Origin of the sequence: Pseudoalteromonas fenneropenaei (genome assembly GCF_042643375.1) — a bacterium.
Lineage (GTDB): Bacteria > Pseudomonadota > Gammaproteobacteria > Enterobacterales > Alteromonadaceae > Pseudoalteromonas > Pseudoalteromonas fenneropenaei.
The window spans coordinates 317110-336291 of sequence record NZ_JBHRSD010000010.1; the positions used below are offsets into that span (position 1 = coordinate 317110).

The 19182-nt window shown below is 46.2% G+C and carries 19 protein-coding genes; 9 read left to right on the forward strand and 10 right to left on the reverse strand.

All coding sequences use genetic code 11. The annotated features are described in order from the left end of the window. Positions 1-30: 30 nt before the first annotated feature. Genes ACFOEE_RS05515 through nudF form a run of 6 tightly spaced genes read right to left on the reverse strand, consistent with a single transcriptional unit; the run spans position 31 to position 5457 of the window. The gene (locus tag ACFOEE_RS05515) at positions 31-1131 is read right to left on the reverse strand and encodes a PQQ-dependent sugar dehydrogenase (protein ID WP_377121731.1); all 1101 of its coding nucleotides are present in this window, start codon (positions 1129-1131) and stop codon (positions 31-33) included. Positions 1132-1141: 10 nt separating this feature from the next. Beyond that, on the reverse strand, positions 1142-3034 hold the full coding sequence (parE, locus tag ACFOEE_RS05520) for a DNA topoisomerase IV subunit B (protein WP_377121733.1): 1893 nt from the start codon (positions 3032-3034) through the stop codon (positions 1142-1144). A 30-nt stretch (positions 3035-3064) separates the two neighbouring features. Then, positions 3065-3625 (reverse strand): YqiA/YcfP family alpha/beta fold hydrolase, encoded by a 561-nt coding sequence (locus ACFOEE_RS05525; RefSeq protein WP_377121735.1) that lies wholly within the window; start codon positions 3623-3625, stop codon positions 3065-3067. Beyond that, positions 3616-4383, reverse strand: coding sequence for a metallophosphoesterase (locus tag ACFOEE_RS05530; protein WP_377121737.1), 768 nt, complete (start codon positions 4381-4383; stop codon positions 3616-3618). Before ACFOEE_RS05530 ends, ACFOEE_RS05525 begins: the two co-directional genes overlap by 10 nt. Next, entirely contained in the window at positions 4370-4822 is a 453-nt protein-coding gene (locus ACFOEE_RS05535) for a DUF1249 domain-containing protein (protein WP_377121739.1), read from the reverse strand. Before ACFOEE_RS05535 ends, ACFOEE_RS05530 begins: the two co-directional genes overlap by 14 nt. A 5-nt stretch (positions 4823-4827) precedes the next feature. After that, positions 4828-5457, reverse strand: coding sequence for an ADP-ribose diphosphatase (nudF, locus tag ACFOEE_RS05540; protein ID WP_377121741.1), 630 nt, complete (start codon positions 5455-5457; stop codon positions 4828-4830). 175 nt (positions 5458-5632) lie between these two features. Between nudF and tolC the strand changes: the two genes are divergently transcribed. The 3 genes from tolC (at position 5633) to ACFOEE_RS05555 (ending at position 8654) form a co-directional block, all read left to right on the forward strand. Further along, the gene (tolC, locus tag ACFOEE_RS05545; RefSeq protein ID WP_377121743.1) at positions 5633-6970 is read left to right on the forward strand and encodes an outer membrane channel protein TolC; all 1338 of its coding nucleotides are present in this window, start codon (positions 5633-5635) and stop codon (positions 6968-6970) included. Positions 6971-7094: 124 nt separating this feature from the next. Then, entirely contained in the window at positions 7095-8018 is a 924-nt protein-coding gene (lpxL, locus tag ACFOEE_RS05550; protein ID WP_377121745.1) for an LpxL/LpxP family Kdo(2)-lipid IV(A) lauroyl/palmitoleoyl acyltransferase, read from the forward strand. A 42-nt stretch (positions 8019-8060) separates the two neighbouring features. Next, positions 8061-8654: a TcpQ domain-containing protein gene (locus ACFOEE_RS05555; RefSeq protein WP_377121747.1), complete on the forward strand. Its 594-nt coding sequence runs from the start codon at positions 8061-8063 to the stop codon at positions 8652-8654. 57 nt (positions 8655-8711) lie between these two features. Here the strand turns inward: ACFOEE_RS05555 and glnE are convergent, their stop codons facing one another. Further along, complete coding sequence (glnE, locus tag ACFOEE_RS05560; protein WP_377121749.1) at positions 8712-11525, reverse strand: bifunctional [glutamate--ammonia ligase]-adenylyl-L-tyrosine phosphorylase/[glutamate--ammonia-ligase] adenylyltransferase; 2814 nt, start codon at positions 11523-11525, stop codon at positions 8712-8714. A 98-nt stretch (positions 11526-11623) separates the two neighbouring features. Here glnE and ACFOEE_RS05565 point away from each other — a divergent pair, with 98 nt between their 5' ends. From ACFOEE_RS05565 to ruvX, 6 genes are all read left to right on the forward strand, one after another. After that, entirely contained in the window at positions 11624-12517 is an 894-nt protein-coding gene (locus ACFOEE_RS05565; RefSeq protein WP_377121751.1) for a DUF350 domain-containing protein, read from the forward strand. Positions 12518-12614: 97 nt separating this feature from the next. Then, positions 12615-13112 (forward strand): hypothetical protein, encoded by a 498-nt coding sequence (locus ACFOEE_RS05570; protein WP_377121753.1) that lies wholly within the window; start codon positions 12615-12617, stop codon positions 13110-13112. A gap of 84 nt (positions 13113-13196) precedes the next feature. Further along, positions 13197-13931, forward strand: a complete 735-nt coding sequence (rsmE, locus tag ACFOEE_RS05575; protein ID WP_377121755.1) for a 16S rRNA (uracil(1498)-N(3))-methyltransferase — start codon at positions 13197-13199, stop codon at positions 13929-13931. 184 nt (positions 13932-14115) lie between these two features. After that, positions 14116-15075 carry a glutathione synthase gene (gshB, locus tag ACFOEE_RS05580; RefSeq protein WP_377121757.1) on the forward strand — a complete coding sequence of 320 codons (960 nt, stop codon included), beginning with the start codon at positions 14116-14118 and terminating at the stop codon, positions 15073-15075. An 18-nt stretch (positions 15076-15093) separates the two neighbouring features. After that, positions 15094-15651, forward strand: coding sequence for a YqgE/AlgH family protein (locus tag ACFOEE_RS05585; protein WP_377121759.1), 558 nt, complete (start codon positions 15094-15096; stop codon positions 15649-15651). Between the two features lie 17 nt (positions 15652-15668). Further along, the gene (gene ruvX, locus ACFOEE_RS05590; protein WP_377121761.1) at positions 15669-16121 is read left to right on the forward strand and encodes a Holliday junction resolvase RuvX; all 453 of its coding nucleotides are present in this window, start codon (positions 15669-15671) and stop codon (positions 16119-16121) included. Here ruvX and ACFOEE_RS05595 read toward each other — a convergent pair. Genes ACFOEE_RS05595 through ACFOEE_RS05605 form a run of 3 tightly spaced genes read right to left on the reverse strand, consistent with a single transcriptional unit; the run spans position 16078 to position 19158 of the window. Beyond that, the gene (locus tag ACFOEE_RS05595) at positions 16078-16992 is read right to left on the reverse strand and encodes a hypothetical protein (protein ID WP_377121763.1); all 915 of its coding nucleotides are present in this window, start codon (positions 16990-16992) and stop codon (positions 16078-16080) included. The genes ruvX and ACFOEE_RS05595 overlap by 44 nt on opposite strands. Continuing rightward, on the reverse strand, positions 16976-18097 hold the full coding sequence (locus ACFOEE_RS05600; protein ID WP_377121765.1) for a PilT/PilU family type 4a pilus ATPase: 1122 nt from the start codon (positions 18095-18097) through the stop codon (positions 16976-16978). Before ACFOEE_RS05600 ends, ACFOEE_RS05595 begins: the two co-directional genes overlap by 17 nt. Before the next feature lie 14 nt (positions 18098-18111). Continuing rightward, entirely contained in the window at positions 18112-19158 is a 1047-nt protein-coding gene (locus ACFOEE_RS05605) for a type IV pilus twitching motility protein PilT (RefSeq protein WP_377121767.1), read from the reverse strand. Positions 19159-19182: the final 24 nt, after the last annotated feature.

A 19182-nucleotide genomic window follows, 5' to 3' on the forward strand; every position in this document is an offset into this window, starting at 1 on the left:
AACATAGTGCCGTTGTTGGCGCACGTGCCATTACGGTTTCTGAGTATAAGTAATGCGGTAAATGGCATCCGCAAAATCGTCTGAAACCAATAAACTGCCGTCATCCAGTTCTGCAAATGCCACTGGGCGGCCATAGGTTTGCTCATTGGCCATAAAGCCAGTTACAAAAGGTTCATACGCAGTGATTAAACCGTCTCTTACGGTTGCCACCATCACCCGATAACCTGACTTTTTTGAACGGTTCCAAGAGCCATGCTCAGCGACAAATAGTTTATTTTTCATTTCACTCGGGAAGGCTTTACCACGATAGAAATGGATCCCCAGTGGCGCCACATGCGCGCCTAGCGCCAATTTAGGAGGTACAAACTCTGCTGCGCTACGGCCTTGATTAAACTCAGGATCAGCAATACTGCCCGCATGGATGTAAGGGAAACCAAAATGCTCGCCAATATCGCCAAGACGATTAATTTCATCTGGCGGAATGTCGTCGCCCATCATGTCGCGGCCGTTATCACTAAACCAAAAACCTTGGGTTTGTGGATGGAAATCGAACCCGACTGAGTTGCGCACGCCCTTTGCCCAAGTGGTCAGGGTTTTAGTGTTCATATCCAGAGCAAGGATTTCACCAAATGGTGCTTCTTCCTTACAGACATTACATGGCACGCCGATTGGGATAATAAGCTCGCCACTTGGGGCAAACCGAATAAACTTCCAACCGTGATGGGCTTTATCAGGCAGCTTATCAAAAAACACCTCGTATTCTGGCTTATTGAGCTGCTTATCCACTTGTTTAAAACGCAAAATGCGATTAACTTCCGCAACGTACAAATCACCATCTTTGATAGCAAGGCCCGATGGCATATTTAGCCCTTCGGCCAACAGGATAGTTTTATCCGCCACGCCATCCTTATTGAAGTCAACCAGAGCATGTACTTTACCAGCTTTGCGCGAGCCTACATATACAATGCCTTGCTTCGAAACGGCCATTTGTCTTGCATTGACAACATTGTCAGCAAATAAACTCACTTCATAACCCGCAGGTAGCTGCAAACGGCTAAGTTCAGGTTTAGCGACAACGCTGGTACTGCCCAGCAATAGTCCAGTCCAAGCTAAAGTTAACCAGAGTTTCATCCTCGTCTCCTTAGTCGACCAAAGCACGGTCACCGTGCTCTTCAAGCCATTGTTTACGGTCACCAGAACGCTTTTTAGCAAGCAACATGTCCATCATTTCCAAGGTTTGCTCCTCGTCATCTAACGTGAGTTGCACCAAGCGGCGAGTGTTTGGATCCATGGTGGTTTCACGTAGCTGCATCGGGTTCATTTCACCCAAGCCTTTAAAGCGCTGTACGTTGACTTTACCGCGTTTCTTTTCCGCTTCAATACGATCCAAAATGCCTTTTTTCTCGTCTTCATCGAGGGCGTAATACACATCTTTACCCACATCAATACGATAGAGCGGTGGCATGGCCACAAACACATGACCACGCTTCACTAAAGTCGGGAAATGTTTAACAAATAAGGCACAGAGCAAAGTTGCGATATGTAAACCGTCCGAGTCCGCATCCGCTAGAATACAAACTTTGCCATAACGTAAACCGCTTAAGTCGTCAGTATCAGGGTCTATACCTAATGCGACGGAAATATCATGGACTTCCTGCGAAGCTAAGATTTGCCCCGATTCCACTTCCCATGTATTTAAGATTTTACCACGCAGCGGCATAATGGCTTGAAACTCACGGTCACGCGCTTGCTTTGCCGATCCACCTGCTGAGTCCCCTTCTACAAGGAAGATTTCCGCACGTTCGGTTTCACTACCAGAGCAGTCGGTTAATTTGCCGGGCAAGGCTGGCCCTGAAGTCACCTTTTTACGCACCACTTTCTTTGCTGCGCGTAAGCGTTTTTGCGCGTTGTTGATACACAGCTCAGCAATTAGCTCTGCAGTGTCGGTGTGCTCATTCAGCCACAGACTAAACGCATCTTTCACAATGCCTGAGACAAACGCGGCACAAGAACGTGAACTGAGTTTTTCTTTGGTTTGACCGGCAAACTGCGGATCTTGCATTTTAACTGAAAGTACATAACTACATTTATCCCAGATATCTTCTGGAGTCAGTTTTACACCACGGGGTAATAAGTTACGGAACTCACAAAATTCACGCATGGCTTCCAACAAGCCTTGGCGTAAACCATTAACGTGCGTCCCCCCTTGCGCGGTTGGGATCAGGTTAACATAACTTTCCGTAACCGATTCGCCGCCTTCCGGCAACCAATGCAAGGCCCAATCTACGCCCTCAGTGGAACCTGCAAAACTGCCAACAAACGGGTCGTTTGGTAAAGTCTCATAGCCCGAGCAGCTATCTTTAAGATAATCTTTTAAGCCCGCTTCATAAAACCATTCTTGCGTCTCTTTGGTTTGTTTATTAACAAACCGAATACGCAGCCCCGGGCATAATACCGCTTTGGCTTTGAGCAAATGATTGAGTTTTGAAAGAGAAAAGTTCGGTGAATCAAAATAGCTTTCGTCCGGCCAAAAATGCACGCTGGTACCGGTATTGCGTTTACCGACAGTGCCTGTGACCTGTAAGTCTTCGACTTTATCACCATGTTCAAAGGCCATTTCATACACTTGGCCGTCGCGTCTGACGCTTATCTCAACGCGTTTCGATAAGGCGTTAACCACCGAAATACCCACGCCGTGCAAACCACCAGAAAACTGATAGTTCTTATTTGAGAACTTACCACCGGCATGCAGCTTGGTGAGAATAAGCTCAACCCCAGGGATCCCTTCTTCTGGGTGAATATCGACTGGCATACCTCGACCATCGTCGATGACTTCCAAGGAGTTGTCTTCATGCAGGATCACATCAATTTTGGTGGCGTGTCCTGCCAGCGCTTCGTCGACGGAGTTATCAATGACTTCCTGACCAAGATGGTTTGGTCGGGTGGTATCGGTATACATGCCAGGGCGACGTTTAACCGGTTCTAAACCATTTAAGACTTCAATCGCTTCGGCATTGTAGTTTTGCTGAGTCATAGGCTTCTTATCGTTTTTTGAGCTGTAGTTTTACGTGATTTTTAAAAAATTAACAATAGTCTCTAAGTGCCGTTCCAGCCCTTGAAAACTATGGTCGCCCGCAAATTCGATGCGTTGCGGCGTTGTCTGGTAATATTGCACTGCTTGTAAATAAGGTAGCACTTCATCACCGATTTGCTGTAGCAGCAATAATTGCTGCGGATAAGGCAAGGTTGGCAGATAGAGTTGTGCTAAAGCCGCAACGTGTTCTGCACCTAATTCATAATGGCAATCCTGATAGGGATTGTATTGAGGCCCGAGAAAGTCCGCAAGTAAAGCTGCGGGATTCACCGCCGGATTTATCACAACCGCAGGTAAATTATACTGTTGTGATAGATAGGTGGCGTAAAATCCACCTAAAGAACTCCCTATCAAGCGCGTTGTTGGGGTCAGTAGAGCCTCTAACTGCATCATCGCAATTCGCGGATCGTAATGCAAACGTGGTACTTGGTAATCAATCTGAGTGGACGCAAGTAACTTACCAATTAGTGTCGCTTTGGCCGAACGCTCTGAGCTATTAAAGCCATGGACATAAATCAGTCTCATGCCCATGCAACCCAAGTCGATATCGCATCGCCACGACATTCGATTAAACGAAAGCCCGGGCCTAAGTTACGCTGTTGCCAATCTTTGGTGTGGCGCTCGAACTGAATTGAGGTCGCCGGAGTCGCGTAAATCTGCAAGTTACGATACCAGAGAAAATAATCATTATGGACGTGGCCATGAACTATGGCCGTAACTTTTTCACTGTTGGCGCAAACGTTCAGTAAAAATGGGCCATTTTCCAGAATATGCTTGTCCAAATAACCTTGAATAGGTAACGGGTGATGATGGCATACCACCACACTTTTGCCAGCAAAATCACTAATCGCGTTGGCAAGCTCGCTAAGATGCTGGGCTTCGCACCAGCCCGCAGGAGTGCTACCTTTACTGTTAGCGAGTAAAAATTGCAATTTGTTAGTACGCAGCACTTTGCTCATACAAATTTGACCGTGGCTGATATCACGCAGTAGCGCGATGTCATCGTGATTGCCAGGCACCCAAAACATCGGGCAAGTGAGCTTTGACTCAGCAAACAGTCGGGCAAAAGTGTGATAAGACTCAGCTGTATGGTCTTGGGTTAAATCGCCACCAAAAATAATCGCATCGAGGTTAAGTTCACTCAGCTTTGTCAGCACACGGCGAAAATGCGCGGCAGTATTAACCGAAAAATATTCGCCCTGCTCGTCGGCAAACAAGTGACTATCGGTAATGTGGGCAATAAGCGCGTGGTCTTTGTGTAATGAAAAACCATCTTCAAACCAAGTCATTATTAACATCCCAGTGAAAAGTGCTGCGACCATTTTCCAGACACGCGCAGAGCCAATCGCTCAAAAAAGCATTCACTTGGTATTTCTCATCTTTTTGGTGCATATCTGGATTCGGATAGCCATATGACGGTCGTACGCGTTGGTGATAATTGGGATAGACGACTTCTGCGACTTTCGCATCGTGATACAGGCGCAGTGTTAACTGCCATAGTGGCAGCTCAGTGTGAATGGCTTTATCTTTAATTAAATCCACATCTGTGGTGTATTTTTCACAGTTTTTCACCACCAAACGGTAATGCTCGCCAGCAAAATGATATTCGTGACACGCACCAACCGTTTCTGCTGGCAGTAACTTCAATAATCGCAAATAGTTACGCTCACACAAAGCAATGTACTTAGGTAACGATTGAACATAACTTTGTGTTGACAGTAAGCCCACCGCTTTTACTCCTCCAGCCACTTAGCCATTATCTGTGTTTTATGCAAGGCTAACCATTGTAGACTAATCACTGTGGCAGCGTTATCAATTTCCTCACTGTTTAGTCGCTGTAACGCTTCACTATAAGACATCACATGCACTTTGATGTCTTCCCCTTCACTGGCCAGCCCATAAATGCCACCCGCTCGACTCAAATCAGCGCGTGCTAGATATAAGAATAGTCGTTCTGTGGTGCCACCAGGACTGGATAAATACGAAGTCATATAGTGCAGCTCTTCAAGCTCAATACCCGCCTCTTCAAACGCCTCTTTACGGGCTACCGCTTCATAGTCATCACGGCCCTCCGCCATACCCGCTATGCATTCCAGTAACCAAGGTGAGGCTTTGCTCGCGAGCGCACCAATACGGATCTGTTCAATCAGCAATACCTCATCGCGTACAGGGTCATAAGGTAAGACTGCAACGGCGTGACCGCGTTCTAATATTTCACGGCGAATTTCTTGCGATTGACCACCATTAAACAGTGCATGGCGAAAGCGATATTCCTCTATTTTAAAAAAGCCATTGAAGAGCCGTTTTGGTTGCTCTAGTTCTACATCCGCAGCGCTGAACTGCGAAATCGTTGATTTAGTCATTTTTTGCCCTTTGAATAACAAAATTCATCCCAATATTGTCATATCTGACAGTAAATTGTGTTTATTATATTCTGTTACATTTGCTCAAGTTGATTTACGTTATTTTTTTTTGGTTCTGTGAAAAAACAAGGTAACATGGCTTTAGCTCAAAATTTGTCTAAGGACTGCACTAACAATGAAAAAATCGCTTCTCTCTTTATTGGTTGGGTTAGGTTGCGCACTTAGCAGCATTGCTCATGCCGAAGATTTAATACAAGTATATGATATTGCAACGCAAAACGACCCTACTGTATTGCGTGCTAAAGCTCAAGCCGATGCCCAAGCCGCTGCAAAAGACAGCGCATTTGGGGTATTGTTGCCACAACTTGGTTTTGAAATGTCTTATAGCCAATTGGATCGTGATGCAGCGCCTGGTGCTCAGGATGACAGCACAGGTTATGCCAAAGTGGATTCTTTCCAAGACACTTTTTCGCGTTCAATTAGCTTAAGTCAAACTATTTTTGACCTAGCTAAGTGGGACCAACTTGGCATTGCTGAAAAACAAGCCATGCAAGCAGTCACTTCTTACGAGCAAGCCAAACAAGATTTAATTGTGCGTATTGCCGATGGTTATTTTGCGGTACTGCGCTCGTTAGATAGCCTTGAGTTCGTACAAGCTGAAAAACGTGCCATTGAGCGTCAGTTAGAACAAACTAAACAACGCTACAAAGTAGGCTTAACGGCGATTACTGACGTACACGAAGCCCAAGCGCAATTCGACCGCGCTGTCGCTAATGAAATCATTGCACAAAATAACGTCGAAACCGCGCGCGAAACTCTGCGTACCATTACCGGTAAATATCACGCTCAGTTAGACTCGCTAAATACAGAGACGTTTTCAACGGTTAAACCACAAAAACAAGTGGATAGCTTTATTGATACCGCCAAAGAGCGTAATTTAGCGTTGCAAGTTGCAAAAGCGAACGTTGATATTGCTCAAGACCGTATCAGCAATGCGCAAGCTGGCCATTACCCAACGCTAGGCTTGCAAGCCAGTTATGGTGACTCATTAGTCGATTCTAACGGCCGTATTTATGCGCCAAGAGGTGACACCACTAATGTCGGTTTGACCTTAAATGTACCAATCTACTCTGGCGGCCGCACTCAGGCAGCGACTGATCAAGCGCGTGCTCTATATGTTGCGGCGAGCGAAGATTTAGAAGCCAGCATGCGTAATGTAACGCGCTCAGTGATCACTTCGTACAATCAAGTGATGTCGGATGTAGCCACTTACAAAGCGTTAGAGCAAGCGGTTATTTCTGCGGAGAGTGCGTTAAAAGCAACGGAAACAGGCTTTGAAGTAGGCACTCGTACAATTGTTGACGTATTAATCAGTACGCAAAACCTGTACAACGCTAAACGTAACTTAGCTGACACTCGTTACCAATACGTAATGTCGACGCTACGCTTAAAGCAAGCTGAAGGTACGTTGGCACGTGATGATTTAGAAGCAATCAACCGTGGTTTAAAGTAATCCTTTAGACTGAAAAAGGTTCTAAAATCTAGTCAAGCCAAGCATTTTTATAGTGCTTGGCTTTTGTTTTTTTTGGGCTTTATCGTTACACTTAATGGGTAAGATGAGTTTATAGGTAGTACTTGTGGTTACAAAACCTCCGTTTCAATGGCAATTTTTGGCACCTAAATTTTGGCTAACTTGGTTGGGTGTTATTTTTCTCTATACTTTATCTTGGCTGCCACAGTCTATACAGATAGGTTTGGGGCGTTTACTTGGTAAGCTGGCTTATCGCTTAATGAAAAAACGTCGCCATATTGCGACAGTGAATATTCGCTTGTGCTTCCCAGAGCTAAGTGCGCAGCAGCAAACACAATTGGTCAAAGAGAATTTAGAGCAAACCGGTATTGCTACTTTTGAAAGCGGTATGGCTTGGTGGTGGCCAGCGTGGCGTCTACGCCGTGTCTATGGATCAGTACAAGGCTTACAACACATTGAGCATATTCAAGCTGCAGGCAAAGGCGCATTATTGCTTGTTCCCCATATGTTGCATTTAGAAATGGCCAGCCGTATGCTTGGCGTACATAAACAGGGGATAGGTTTTTATCGGCCACATAATAATGCTCTGATGGAATTTCTGATGACACGCGGCCGGTTACGCTCGAATGAGTTTTTAATTGGCAAACGCGATGTTAAAGGGCTCTTGAAAGCACTGAAAGACGGCAAATTATGTTATTACCTGCCGGATCAGGATTATGGACGCAATCGCTGCGAGTTTGTACCATTTTTTGCAGTCGAGCAAACCGCTACCACTACCGGGACTTTGTTATTTGCCAGTAGCGAATATTGTGAGACGTTAAGTTTAGCCTCATATCGAGATAAACAAGGTAAATATCACTTAGAGATCATGCCGGTTTTGGCTGATTTCCCAAGCGCTGATAGCAAACAAGACGTCACGCGCGTAAACCAACGGATGGAAGCGGCTATAGCAAAGGCACCAGAGCAATATATGTGGGTGCATCGCAGATTTAAAACGCGGCCGAATGAATCAGACCCTTCGCTGTATTAACCCGAAGAGTTTGGACTGTAGTACACCATGAAAAAGAGAACGATGCGGAGACTTTCGAATATTTGGTTTTGGATAAAACACCTCTCCTTAGCTGGAGTGTTGATTTTTGCTGCCTCTTACTTTTTATTCGGCACTATCCCTAAAATGGATATGAAACAAACCACTAATGCGGCAGCGCAAGGTTTGTCACAATTTTATGAGAGCTTCCGTAATAGTGTGACCAACAGAGACACTGAGCGCTCTAAATTTGTTATTGAGCTAGGTAAGCCCACTTTCCCACTTGAAGATGCATTAGCACAACGCGGCTTGGTGGTTAAGCCAACTGCTGCAAATTGGAAAGGCGACGTCGCTGCTCGTCGCTTTGAAAACGGCGATACACTTAAAGGGGTATTGGCTAACTATGCTCGTCAGGAAGACATTGAACTGTTTTGGTACTTAGATAAAGACTATGTGGTAAAACATAATTTCCGAGTTGATAGCAACTTCACCTCCACTCTTTACCAGGTTGGCCGCGCTATTAACGATGATTTTGAGTTTGAAGTGTATACGTTTTTTTGTCATCGCCAGCGCGCTGCGGTGATCACCGAAAACCCTTCGGAATTTGTCCGCGATAACTGTCGCAAGCTCACACAATAGTCAGCTACGCCAATTGAAAAGGGAGCTAATGCTCCCTTTTTTAGTTTGTAAAATAGCCTAACTCTTAAGATTAAATACCGTTTGCCAAGCACTTGTGACCTGTGACTTTGCTTCTGCAAATTGTTCTTTAGCGACACAACGGCCCATTTGATTCAGACTTTGTAGGTGATAGGTGTCGCGAAATAAGCAGTAAGCATGAGTGAGGTTGTGCCGCATAGAGTCGTCTATGACCTCCGCCTCTGCCGCCAGTTCAAAAATACGGATATTGTCAGGGAAGCGCGTTAATTTTGGCACCCGAGCCGCATGGTTAAGCACCAAATACTGCGCCATAAATTCAATGTCCGTCATGCCGCCCAAGCCTTGTTTCAAATCAAACGTCTGCTCAGTATCTTTGGTGAGATGTTGGCGCATTTTCTCACGCATCGATAACACGTCATCACGTAACTTTTGGCTGTCACGTTCCGAGGTCAGAATACGGTGGCGAATTTCTTTAAAACGCTGCTGTAAACTCTCTTCGCCATAAATCATCCGCGCTCGCACTAGAGCTTGATGCTCCCAAGTCCATGCTTGTTCACGTTGATATTCGTAGTAACTTTCAATGTTGATGGCGAGCAGCCCTGAGTTGCCTTCAGGACGAAGACGCGTATCTAACTCGTATAAAATCCCTGAACTGGTACGGGTGTTAAATAAGTGCATTAAACGCTGCGCCAATTTCAAATAAAACTGCCGCGCAGGCAGCGCCTTTTCCCCGTCCGTTTGCGCTTGACCATCGGCATTATGGACAAATACTAAGTCCAAATCTGAGTCATACCCCAGTTCAAAGCCGCCGGTTTTACCATAAGCGATGACCGCAAAGCCTTTGTCAGCTTCGCTACAGCCTTGAGGTATACCGTAACGCGCAACCATTTGCTGCCACGCAAGGTTGACCGCTTGCTCCACTATCGCTTCCGCCAGTGCCGTTAAATGGTCACTGACTTTCATCAAATCTAGCACTTCTGTGGCATCGGCAGCGGCAATACGTAGCTGTTGGGTTTGCTTAAACTGCCGTAGCGCTTCCATTTGCTGTTCGAGATCTTCACTGTCGACGCGCAAAAAGTATTGGCGGATCTCAGTTTTGTAGGCGCTCAGCGGTAATGGCCGATAGAGCATGGCGGGATCTATCAACTCATCAAGCAAAATAGGATATCTGGCGATGTGTGCGCCTATCCAATGCGAATGGGCACACAGCTTAATCAGCTGATTGAGCGCACCTTGATTCTCATACAGTAGCTCAATATAAGTAGTGCGAGAGGCGATTTTTTCTATGACTTCCGCCACCAGCGTAAAGGTGGCTGTGGTGTGCTGATTGTCAACTAAACTAGCCAACACTTGTGGCATCAGTTTATCCAAAATATCACGACCACGAGCACCAATGGGGCGTTTATTTAAAGCAGCTTGGAAGGTTTCGAGCGCAACTTGCCAGTCGTTTTTGGCGCTATCCTCAAGCATATTGCAGCTGTGCCAGTCGTTTTGCTCCCATGCCAATTGGTAACAAGCGGCAAGGCTGGCAGCTTCCAGCGGCTCTTCACCAATTACTTGCTTAAATTCATCGCGCACTTGCAGCATGGGTACTTCTATTGCCGCGAGCACAGCCGACCAATCATTACAGTTTAGTAAGTATGCTAAGCGCTGTTTGTCGAGCTCACGTTCTGGTAGAGTTTGGGTTTGCTTGTCATCAAAAGCTTGCAAATACTGCTCTACGCGGCGCAGCAACAAATAGCTGTTAGTGAGTTTATGTGCCACATCAGATGGCACAATTTGCAATTGCTCAAGCACCTGCATGGCGTGCAACAAGGACTGCACTTGCAGAGGTTTTTCACGACCACCGCGGATCATCTGTAGCGCTTGAACAATAAACTCGACTTCGCGGATCCCACCTTCACCGAGCTTTATATTATCCACTAAACCTTTACGCCGGACTTCCTGTGCAATCATGTGCTTCATTTTGCGCAGCGATTCAATCACCGAAAAATCGATATAACGGCGGTAAACAAAGGGTCGTAGCAGCGCATAAAACTCCTGCCAGTAATGATTGCTTTGACCAAGTAAGCGCCCTTTAAGCATAGCGTAGCGCTCCCACTCACGCCCTTGCTCTTGATAGTAGTCTTCCATAGCAGCAAAACTCATTACCAGCGGCCCACTGTCGCCAAATGGCCGCAGTCGCATGTCTACACGAAATACCTGACCGTCAGCCGTGACTTGATTAAGCGCAGCAATTAATTTTTGCGCCACTTTGGTATAAAACACTTGATGTTCTACGCTGCGGCGTCCGCCAACTGTGCTGCCCGCTCTTGGATAAGCAAAGATCAAGTCTATATCAGAGGAAAAGTTCAGCTCTCCGCCCCCCAATTTACCCATGCCTAGCACCAACATAGGCATCGCAAAACCGTGTTCGTCGAGCGGTTCACCACTACTTTGTGCCACTTGTGCATATGCCCAGCGGTTGGCCGCAGCAATCAGTGTTTCCGCCAAAGCAGAAACATAAGCAATGCTGTCTGCGATATCATTCCCTTTGACTAAATCTAGCCACATGATCTTAAGCCAATATTGCTGGCGATAACGACGCAAGAGCCGCATACAACTGGCATCGTCAAGCTGTGCTAATGATTCTGGCAGCGGCTCTGGGGTATCACGCAGTTGCATACCCGCTTCATCTTGTAACCAAGCAACCAGCTCAGGGCGGTTTTGCAACACCCGAAAGGCAAAATCACTCAGTGCCAGCAAACGCATCAGACCTGTGTCAAATGGTGCAACTACGCCTAATTCTGCGCAGCGTTGCTGTGCCAGCGCTAAAAGCGGTGCAGTTAAAGTAGCAGGGAACTTTGCAGACATAGCGAAATCTCCAATTTTCGACGTAGGCTCAATCATTTGGGGGTTTTAAAAAATGCCGTTATAGTAGCAGTTATTCAGCCATCAACCTTACACTTTGTATGAGTGCTTTGTCTTTAGCGAATATTAATTTTTTAGCCATCCTAGTTAGTTTTGTGGTGGTCTGTGCTGCAGTTATCACGCTACGCCGCTTTACCGAATGGCGCGCCAAACAAACTCTGTCGGATGAATTGGCGCAGCGTGACAACTTTGCGTTGGGGATAAGTTATGCTAGCCAAGTTGCGGTGGTATGCATCAGTATTGCGTTCTTGTTTGAAGAGATAAGTTTACATACTGCACAGCAACGACCACTGCGGGTTATTTTACTAATAGGCTTGTTTTTTACTTTTATTTTTATTGGCCAGCTTATTCATCGTAAATGGATTTTACATCGCTTCAATGAAGAGCATGCCATTCTCAAGCAGAATATTTGCGCGGCGATGGTCGACTCAGGCATGCTGCTAGCCAACTGCATTATCGTGCTTGGCCTTTATCGCTGGGTGCATCCGCAAGGCGTATCAAACCTGTTGATTGTGACTTTGGCGTTTTTCCTGCTGCAAGGTATCTTCGCGCTCGACAGCAAACTACGCGAATCACGCTTCGCACGCTTTAATCAGGGTGCTTCGTTGCAGGACAACTTCAACTTCGCCAATACCTCCATCGGCATTCGTTACGCGGGCAAAACCATAGGGTTAGCTTTAGCTCTGTACGCAGGATTGGGCAGCGCCCCTTATGTTGATGCCAAATTGGTCGACAACTTGTTCGCGCTACTCAGTCATTGCAGTGCCATGTGGCTGATTTTATACAGCGGGACTTTTATTCTTAAGCATTTATCGTTGCCAAAAGTGGACATTGGTCTTGAAGTTGACCATCAGGATAATATTGGGGTGGCGTGTTTAGAGTTTGCTGTTTTTTGTGCAATAGGCTATTTACTAATAAGTATGTTTTCGCTGTAATACCCATAGGCTGCGCACGTTTTAACCAGCTACCTCAAACGCGCACCAGCAAATTGATATTGCAGTACTTTAAACAATATAGCGCAAGGACAGCACTATGAGCACACTTTCGGCGAAGAATATGTTGATAACTGTGGGATCTATGCTTTTGGTCGACACCAACTCCGAGTTTACTCGGGAGTTTGCCGAGTATTATGCCTCAATCAGTGACACGCCATGTAAATTGGTGGTAGCCGGTGACAATACGCGGTTGCTGGTTAAATTAATGTTCCAGCAACGCATTCAGGATTATTGCTACTGTGACTTAAGCAATGAGATAAGCGTATCTGAGCTTGCCAGTTATTTACACGACCACCACCATATTGATGGGGTGCTAATTAGCGCTCTTGATTACCATTTGGCTGATGACAGCCAACGTTTTATTTTCAACTCCTTACATCCTGTGCGTTACTTGGTGGTTCAGGACATCGATGGCAATTATCACTTTGAGCGGTTGTTGGATAGCGGTTTTGATAATCACCTCTCCTGTCAAGGACGAGTCGCAGAAGCCACCGATGATATTGCCGAGACCTTATGCAAACTCGACAGTGAATAACCACATAACGCGCTAAGGTGCTTGCTGCAACGGTCGTTCCTTCGTACCATAATGTGTGTTTCTGATTTTTAAGTGACTGCTATTATGCGTATTCCTCACATTTACCAACCTTCTGAGTTAAAACTTCACAGCCCTGTGCAATTACATGAGGACGCCGCCGGTCATTTAGGCCGGGTGCTGCGGATGCGTGAAGGCGATACAGTAAGCTTGTTTAACGGCGAAGGCGGTGAATATCTTGCTACTTTAACTGAAGTGGGTAAAAAACATATCTACGCAACGCCCTTTGAATTTCAAGCGCGTGATGTGGAGTCACCGCTAAAAATTCATTTGGGCCAAGGGATCTCCCGTGGCGACAAAATGGATTTCACCATTCAAAAATCGGTCGAGCTTGGTATTACCGAAATTACCCCGTTATTTACCGAACGGTGTGGAGTTAAACTGAGTGGCGATAGGCTAGAGAAAAAACACCAGCAATGGCAAAAAATTGCCATCGCGGCGGCAGAGCAATCTGGGCGCAATTTCGTCACGATTATTCATCCACCGATTGAGCTTCATACTTGGTTAGCTGAGCAAAGTGCAGAATTAAAACTCACCTTGCACCCACGCGCAGAGCACAGCATTAAAACCTTGCCGACACCAAGCCAAGGGGTGCGCTTTTTAGTCGGTCCTGAGGGCGGCTTCAGTGATGCTGAAATGCTAAGCACCCAACAGCAAGGCTTTATTGATGTGCGCTTGGGGCCAAGAGTACTGCGCACCGAAACCGCGGCATTAACGGTGCTCAGTGCACTACAATTGCAATTTGGTGATTTAGCGCTTTAAAACAGCGCAGCACTCCCCCATATAGAGATACAGTAATTAGAGACAGGCGCTTTACATAACAATTGAGCGCCTCAAGTTTAGTTTGTGCAGTCACTACAGTGCTCACTTTAGCGCGTGCTATGACCTAACAACATCTGCAACTAATCAGGCGATAGCGAGAACCAACCTATTAAAAGGAACCATCATGGCAATTAAACTCGGCATTATTTCTGATCCGATCAGCGGTTTTAATATCAAAAAAGACACTGGCTTTGCCATGATGTTGGCAGCGCAAGAACGTGGCTACGAAGTCTACTACATGGAAATGAACGACTTATTCTTGCTCCAAGGTCGTGCCATGGCAACCGCAGCCAAAGCGACTGTCTACAACAATGTTGAACACTGGTATGACTTAGCGCCTAAACAAGAAATGGCGCTGGATGAGCTCGATGTGATCTTAATGCGCAAAGATCCGCCATTTGATACCGAATATATCTACGCCACCTATATCCTTGAACGTGCTGAAGACGCCGGCGTATTAGTTGTGAATAAGCCACAAAGCCTACGTGATGCCAATGAAAAGCTGTTTACCGCATGGTTCAGTGAGCATACCCCAGAAACCTTAGTGACTCGCTCACAAGCGCAAATTCGTGCCTTTTTAGCTAAGCACCAAGATATTATTCTAAAGCCGCTGGACGGCATGGGTGGCGCGTCAATTTTCCGCGTCCGTGCCGATGACCCAAATATTGGTGTGATCTGCGAAACACTGACTGAACACGGCAGCCGTTTTGCCATGGCGCAAACCTATATTCCGGCTATCAAAGAGGGTGACAAGCGTGTATTGGTGGTTGATGGCGAAGTGATCCCTTACTGCTTGACTCGTATTCCGCAAAATGGTGAAACTCGCGGCAATCTAGCTGCTGGTGGTCGAGGCGAAGCTCGTCCTATTTCAGACAGTGACCGCCGTATCGCTGAAGCCGTTGCCCCGACACTTAAAGCCAAAGGTTTGTTGTTTGTTGGCCTCGATATTATAGGCGATCGCCTCACTGAAATTAACGTTACCGCACCGACTTGCGTTAAAGAAATTGAAGCCGCGTACGATATTTCTATTATGGACAAGTTTTATGCGGCGATTGAAGCGAAACTAAGCCATACTGACAAATAAAAGAGAGAGGGTCGAAGAATGAAATCGTTAGAAAATCATTTTCTCATTGCAATGCCAAGCATGGATGACCCCTTTTTTAAACGCTCTGTGACTTACATCTGTGAGCACAACGATGACGGTGCAATGGGGTTGGTTATTACCCACCCTATCAATGTCACCGTTGGAGAATTACTCGACCAGATAGAAATCGATAACGATAAGTCGGCCAGAGCAGCAAGCCAACATGTACTAGCTGGCGGTCCGGTGAAAACCGATCGAGGGTTCGTATTACACTCGCCGCGTAAAGGCTTTTCTTCCAGCCAAGCGCTTAGCTCAGATATTATGATCACCACCTCTAAAGACGTGTTAGAAACTTTAACCCGTCATGATGGCCCCGATGCATTTATTATCACGCTTGGCTACGCGGGTTGGAGTAAAGGTCAATTGGAGCAAGAGCTGCTAGACAATGCTTGGTTAGTCGTTGAGGCAGATCCCAGTATTATTTTTAATACCCCAGCTGAGCTGCGCTGGGAAAAAGCAGTTAACATGCTGGGCATCAATATAGCTCAGTTAAGTCCACAAGCAGGCCATGCCTGAGTTAATAACAGTAGAGTATGAGTCAAAACAATAAAGCCGAAATCGGAAAACGCAATGTAATGGGTTTTGATTTCGGCACCCGCAGTATTGGCGTTGCCATTGGTCAGGAAATGACCGGTACCGCATCAAGTCTAGGCGCTGTAAAAGCCAAAGACGGCATTCCCAATTGGCAAGAAATTGAAAAGCTGGTGAATGAGTGGCAACCCGACCTTATTGTGGTTGGCTTGCCATTAAATATGGATGGTACTAACCAACAGGTGACTTTCGCCGCTAAGAAATTCGCCAACCGACTACATAATTTAACCCGCTTACCAGTTGAAACCCACGATGAGCGCTTAACCACCACAGACGCCAAAGCGCGTTTATTTGAACAAGGAGGTTATCGCAACTTGGGTAAAAGCAACGTTGATGGCATGGCTGCCATCATCATTCTGGAGAGCTTTTTTGAGCAGCAGTGGCAGCACGATTAATGATTTCGTACTGATTGGCGGCAGGAATAAAGCCTGCTTCCACGTAAGCCTGCTGCACCCGCCCTTGCGCTCGCAATTGCTGTAACCCAGCTTGAATGGCTTGAAATGCTTTTAACCCATCAGGGTGCTGCTTAGACACCACAAAATGGCGACTTCCAGCGAGGCTGACAATGTACTTAGGGTGTGACACCAGTTTTATATTTTCAAGCACATAGGTGTTATTTAAACTCGGCATCAAGGGCATTAACATAAAATCAGCCCATTGCTGATGCACCATCTGTGCTTGCGCTAGCCACTCGTGTTCCACAAACAATTCTTTTAGCGATAACGCAGATAAGGTTTGCCAATCGGTTCGCCAGCGCGGAGTCGATACTGAAGTCAACAGACGAAAGTCTTCGATACTGGCTAATTTGCTTAGCTTCACATTTTCTGGATGATAAAAAATCCCCGCAAAATACTCACCGTGGCGGATCACCGCATCACTGATATAGAGTTTATCAGCCAACTCGTTGGCATCTGCCAACCAGTAACTATCGAAACTCAAGAGCAGTTTGCCTTGTTCAAGCATGCGCGTATTACGAAAATTGACTTTACCTGGGCGATAATCAAACTCTTTGTCAAATCCCCCCAACATCAGCGCTTGCTGCACTAAAATCATGTCAACCACATCACGGCGAATATAGTCACCGTGAAAGTCTTTAACGTCTATAGGCGAACGACCGTTTAAGAAACGCAGATAGTCAACATACACATCGTCGCGAATAAACATTTCGATGCGCTCGGAAGCAAAACTCAGCGGCGCCAACAAGCACAATAGCGCCGCCATTAAGTAACGCGTCATAGGTCGCACGCTACTAATTGTCGAGACCATCAATTGTGACCCCTTGGAGGAAGCCCGCACCTTTTTGCTCATTGTTTTGCAGTTTAATCATCAAACGTAAATCATTCGGTGAATCCGCATGATGTAGCGCGTCTGCATAGTTAACTTTCTGTTGGCGATAAAGTTCAAATAGCGCCTGATCGAAAGTTTGCATGCCCTGCTCTTTTGATTTCGCCATCGCCTCTTTTATTGCACCAACATCGCCCTTTTTAATCAGCTCTGCGACCAATGGTGAATTCAGCAGCACTTCAATCGCAGCCACCCTGCCATGACCATCACTCGATGGCACCAACTGCTGAGCGACAATCGCACGTAAGTTCAACGCCAAATCAAACTTGAGCTTGTCATGCTTTTCTTTGGGCACTAAATGCATGATCCGGTCAATAGCTTGGTTGGCGTTGTTAGCATGGAGTGTCGCCACACACAGATGACCCGTTTCTGCAAAACTGAGTGCATATTCCATAGTTTCTTGCGAGCGAATTTCACCAATTAAGATCACATCAGGAGCTTGGCGTAACGAGCTTTTCAGCGCTGCTTCAAAGCTTTCAGTATCAAGCCCCACTTCGCGTTGCGTCACAATACTTTTGCGGTGCTCGTGCACAAACTCAATTGGATCTTCAATGGTAAGAATATGCCCACGTTGATTGCGGTTGCGATAACCGATTAATGCCGCAAGCGAGGTTGACTTACCCGTACCTGTGCCCCCGACAAATAGCACCAGACCGCGCTTTGACATGATCACATCAGTCAACACGGTTGGTAAACCAAGATCTTGGATATCAGGTATAGTGGTGATAATACGCCGGATCACCATACCTGCGCAGTCACGCTGCCAAAACGCCGAAACCCGAAAACGCCCTTCGCTGTTGGCAATCGCAAAGTTACATTCTTTGGTGCTATGAAACTCTCGCTTTTGTGCCTCAGACATCGCTGACTCCACCATCTGCAAGGCATCTTCGGCGGTCAGTTCAATATCATCAAGTTGACGCAGTTCACCATCAATTTTGGCACTAACAGGCAAGCCTGCCGAGACAAACAGATCCGAGCCTTTTTGCTCCACCATGATATGCAGATAATGCGCTAATGATTCTGCCATGTGAGTTACTCCACTTAATATCCAGTACCGAACTGATTCTTATCGTGGGCTTTAGCACGCGCTTCTTGATTGCTGACTATGCCGCGATTCACCATATTCATCAAACATTGATCCATAGTTTGCATACCGTGCATGGCGCCCGTTTGTATCGCAGAGTACATCTGCGCAATTTTATCTTCACGAATAAGGTTACGAATGGCTGGCACGCCTAGCATAATCTCGTGCGCAGCAACTCGCCCACCGCCCACTTTTTTAATCAGCGTTTGCGAGATAACGGCCTGTAAGGATTCAGATAACATCGAACGCACCATGTCTTTTTCTTCCCCAGGGAAGACGTCGATAATCCGGTCAATGGTTTTTGGCGCTGAGGTGGTATGTAATGTACCAAACACTAAGTGACCGGTTTCCGCCGCAGTCATCGCCAAGCGAATGGTTTCTAAATCACGTAACTCACCGACTAAAATCACATCCGGATCTTCACGCAAAGCACTACGTAGTGCTGCCGAAAAGCTGTGGGTGTCACGATGTACTTCACGTTGGTTAACTAAGCTCAGCTTATTTTGATGTACAAATTCAATGGGGTCTTCAATGGTGAGAATATGGTGATGTTTATTGCTGTTAATATAGTCCACCATCGCCGCTAAGGTAGTCGACTTACCTGAACCTGTCGGGCCTGTCACTAACACCAGGCCACGCGGGTTATCAGCAATTTTACGAAAAATATCCGGCGCACCTAAATCATCAAGTGATAACACTGTGCTTGGGATGGTACGAAACACCGCAGCAGGACCACGATTGGAGTTAAACGCGTTCACACGAAAACGAGCTAAGTTTGGTATTTCAAAAGAAAAATCTACCTCAAGGTTTTGCTCATAGTCCTTGCGCTGGTTATCATTCATAATATCGTAGACAAGACTGTTAACGTCTTTAGCTTCCAGTACTGGAATATTGATGCGACGTACGTCACCGTCAACACGGATCATCGGCGACACGCCAGATGATAAGTGTAAATCGGACGCTTTATGTTGCACACTAAAGGCTAATAATTCAGTAATATCCATTAAAGACTCCACAACGAGCTGATG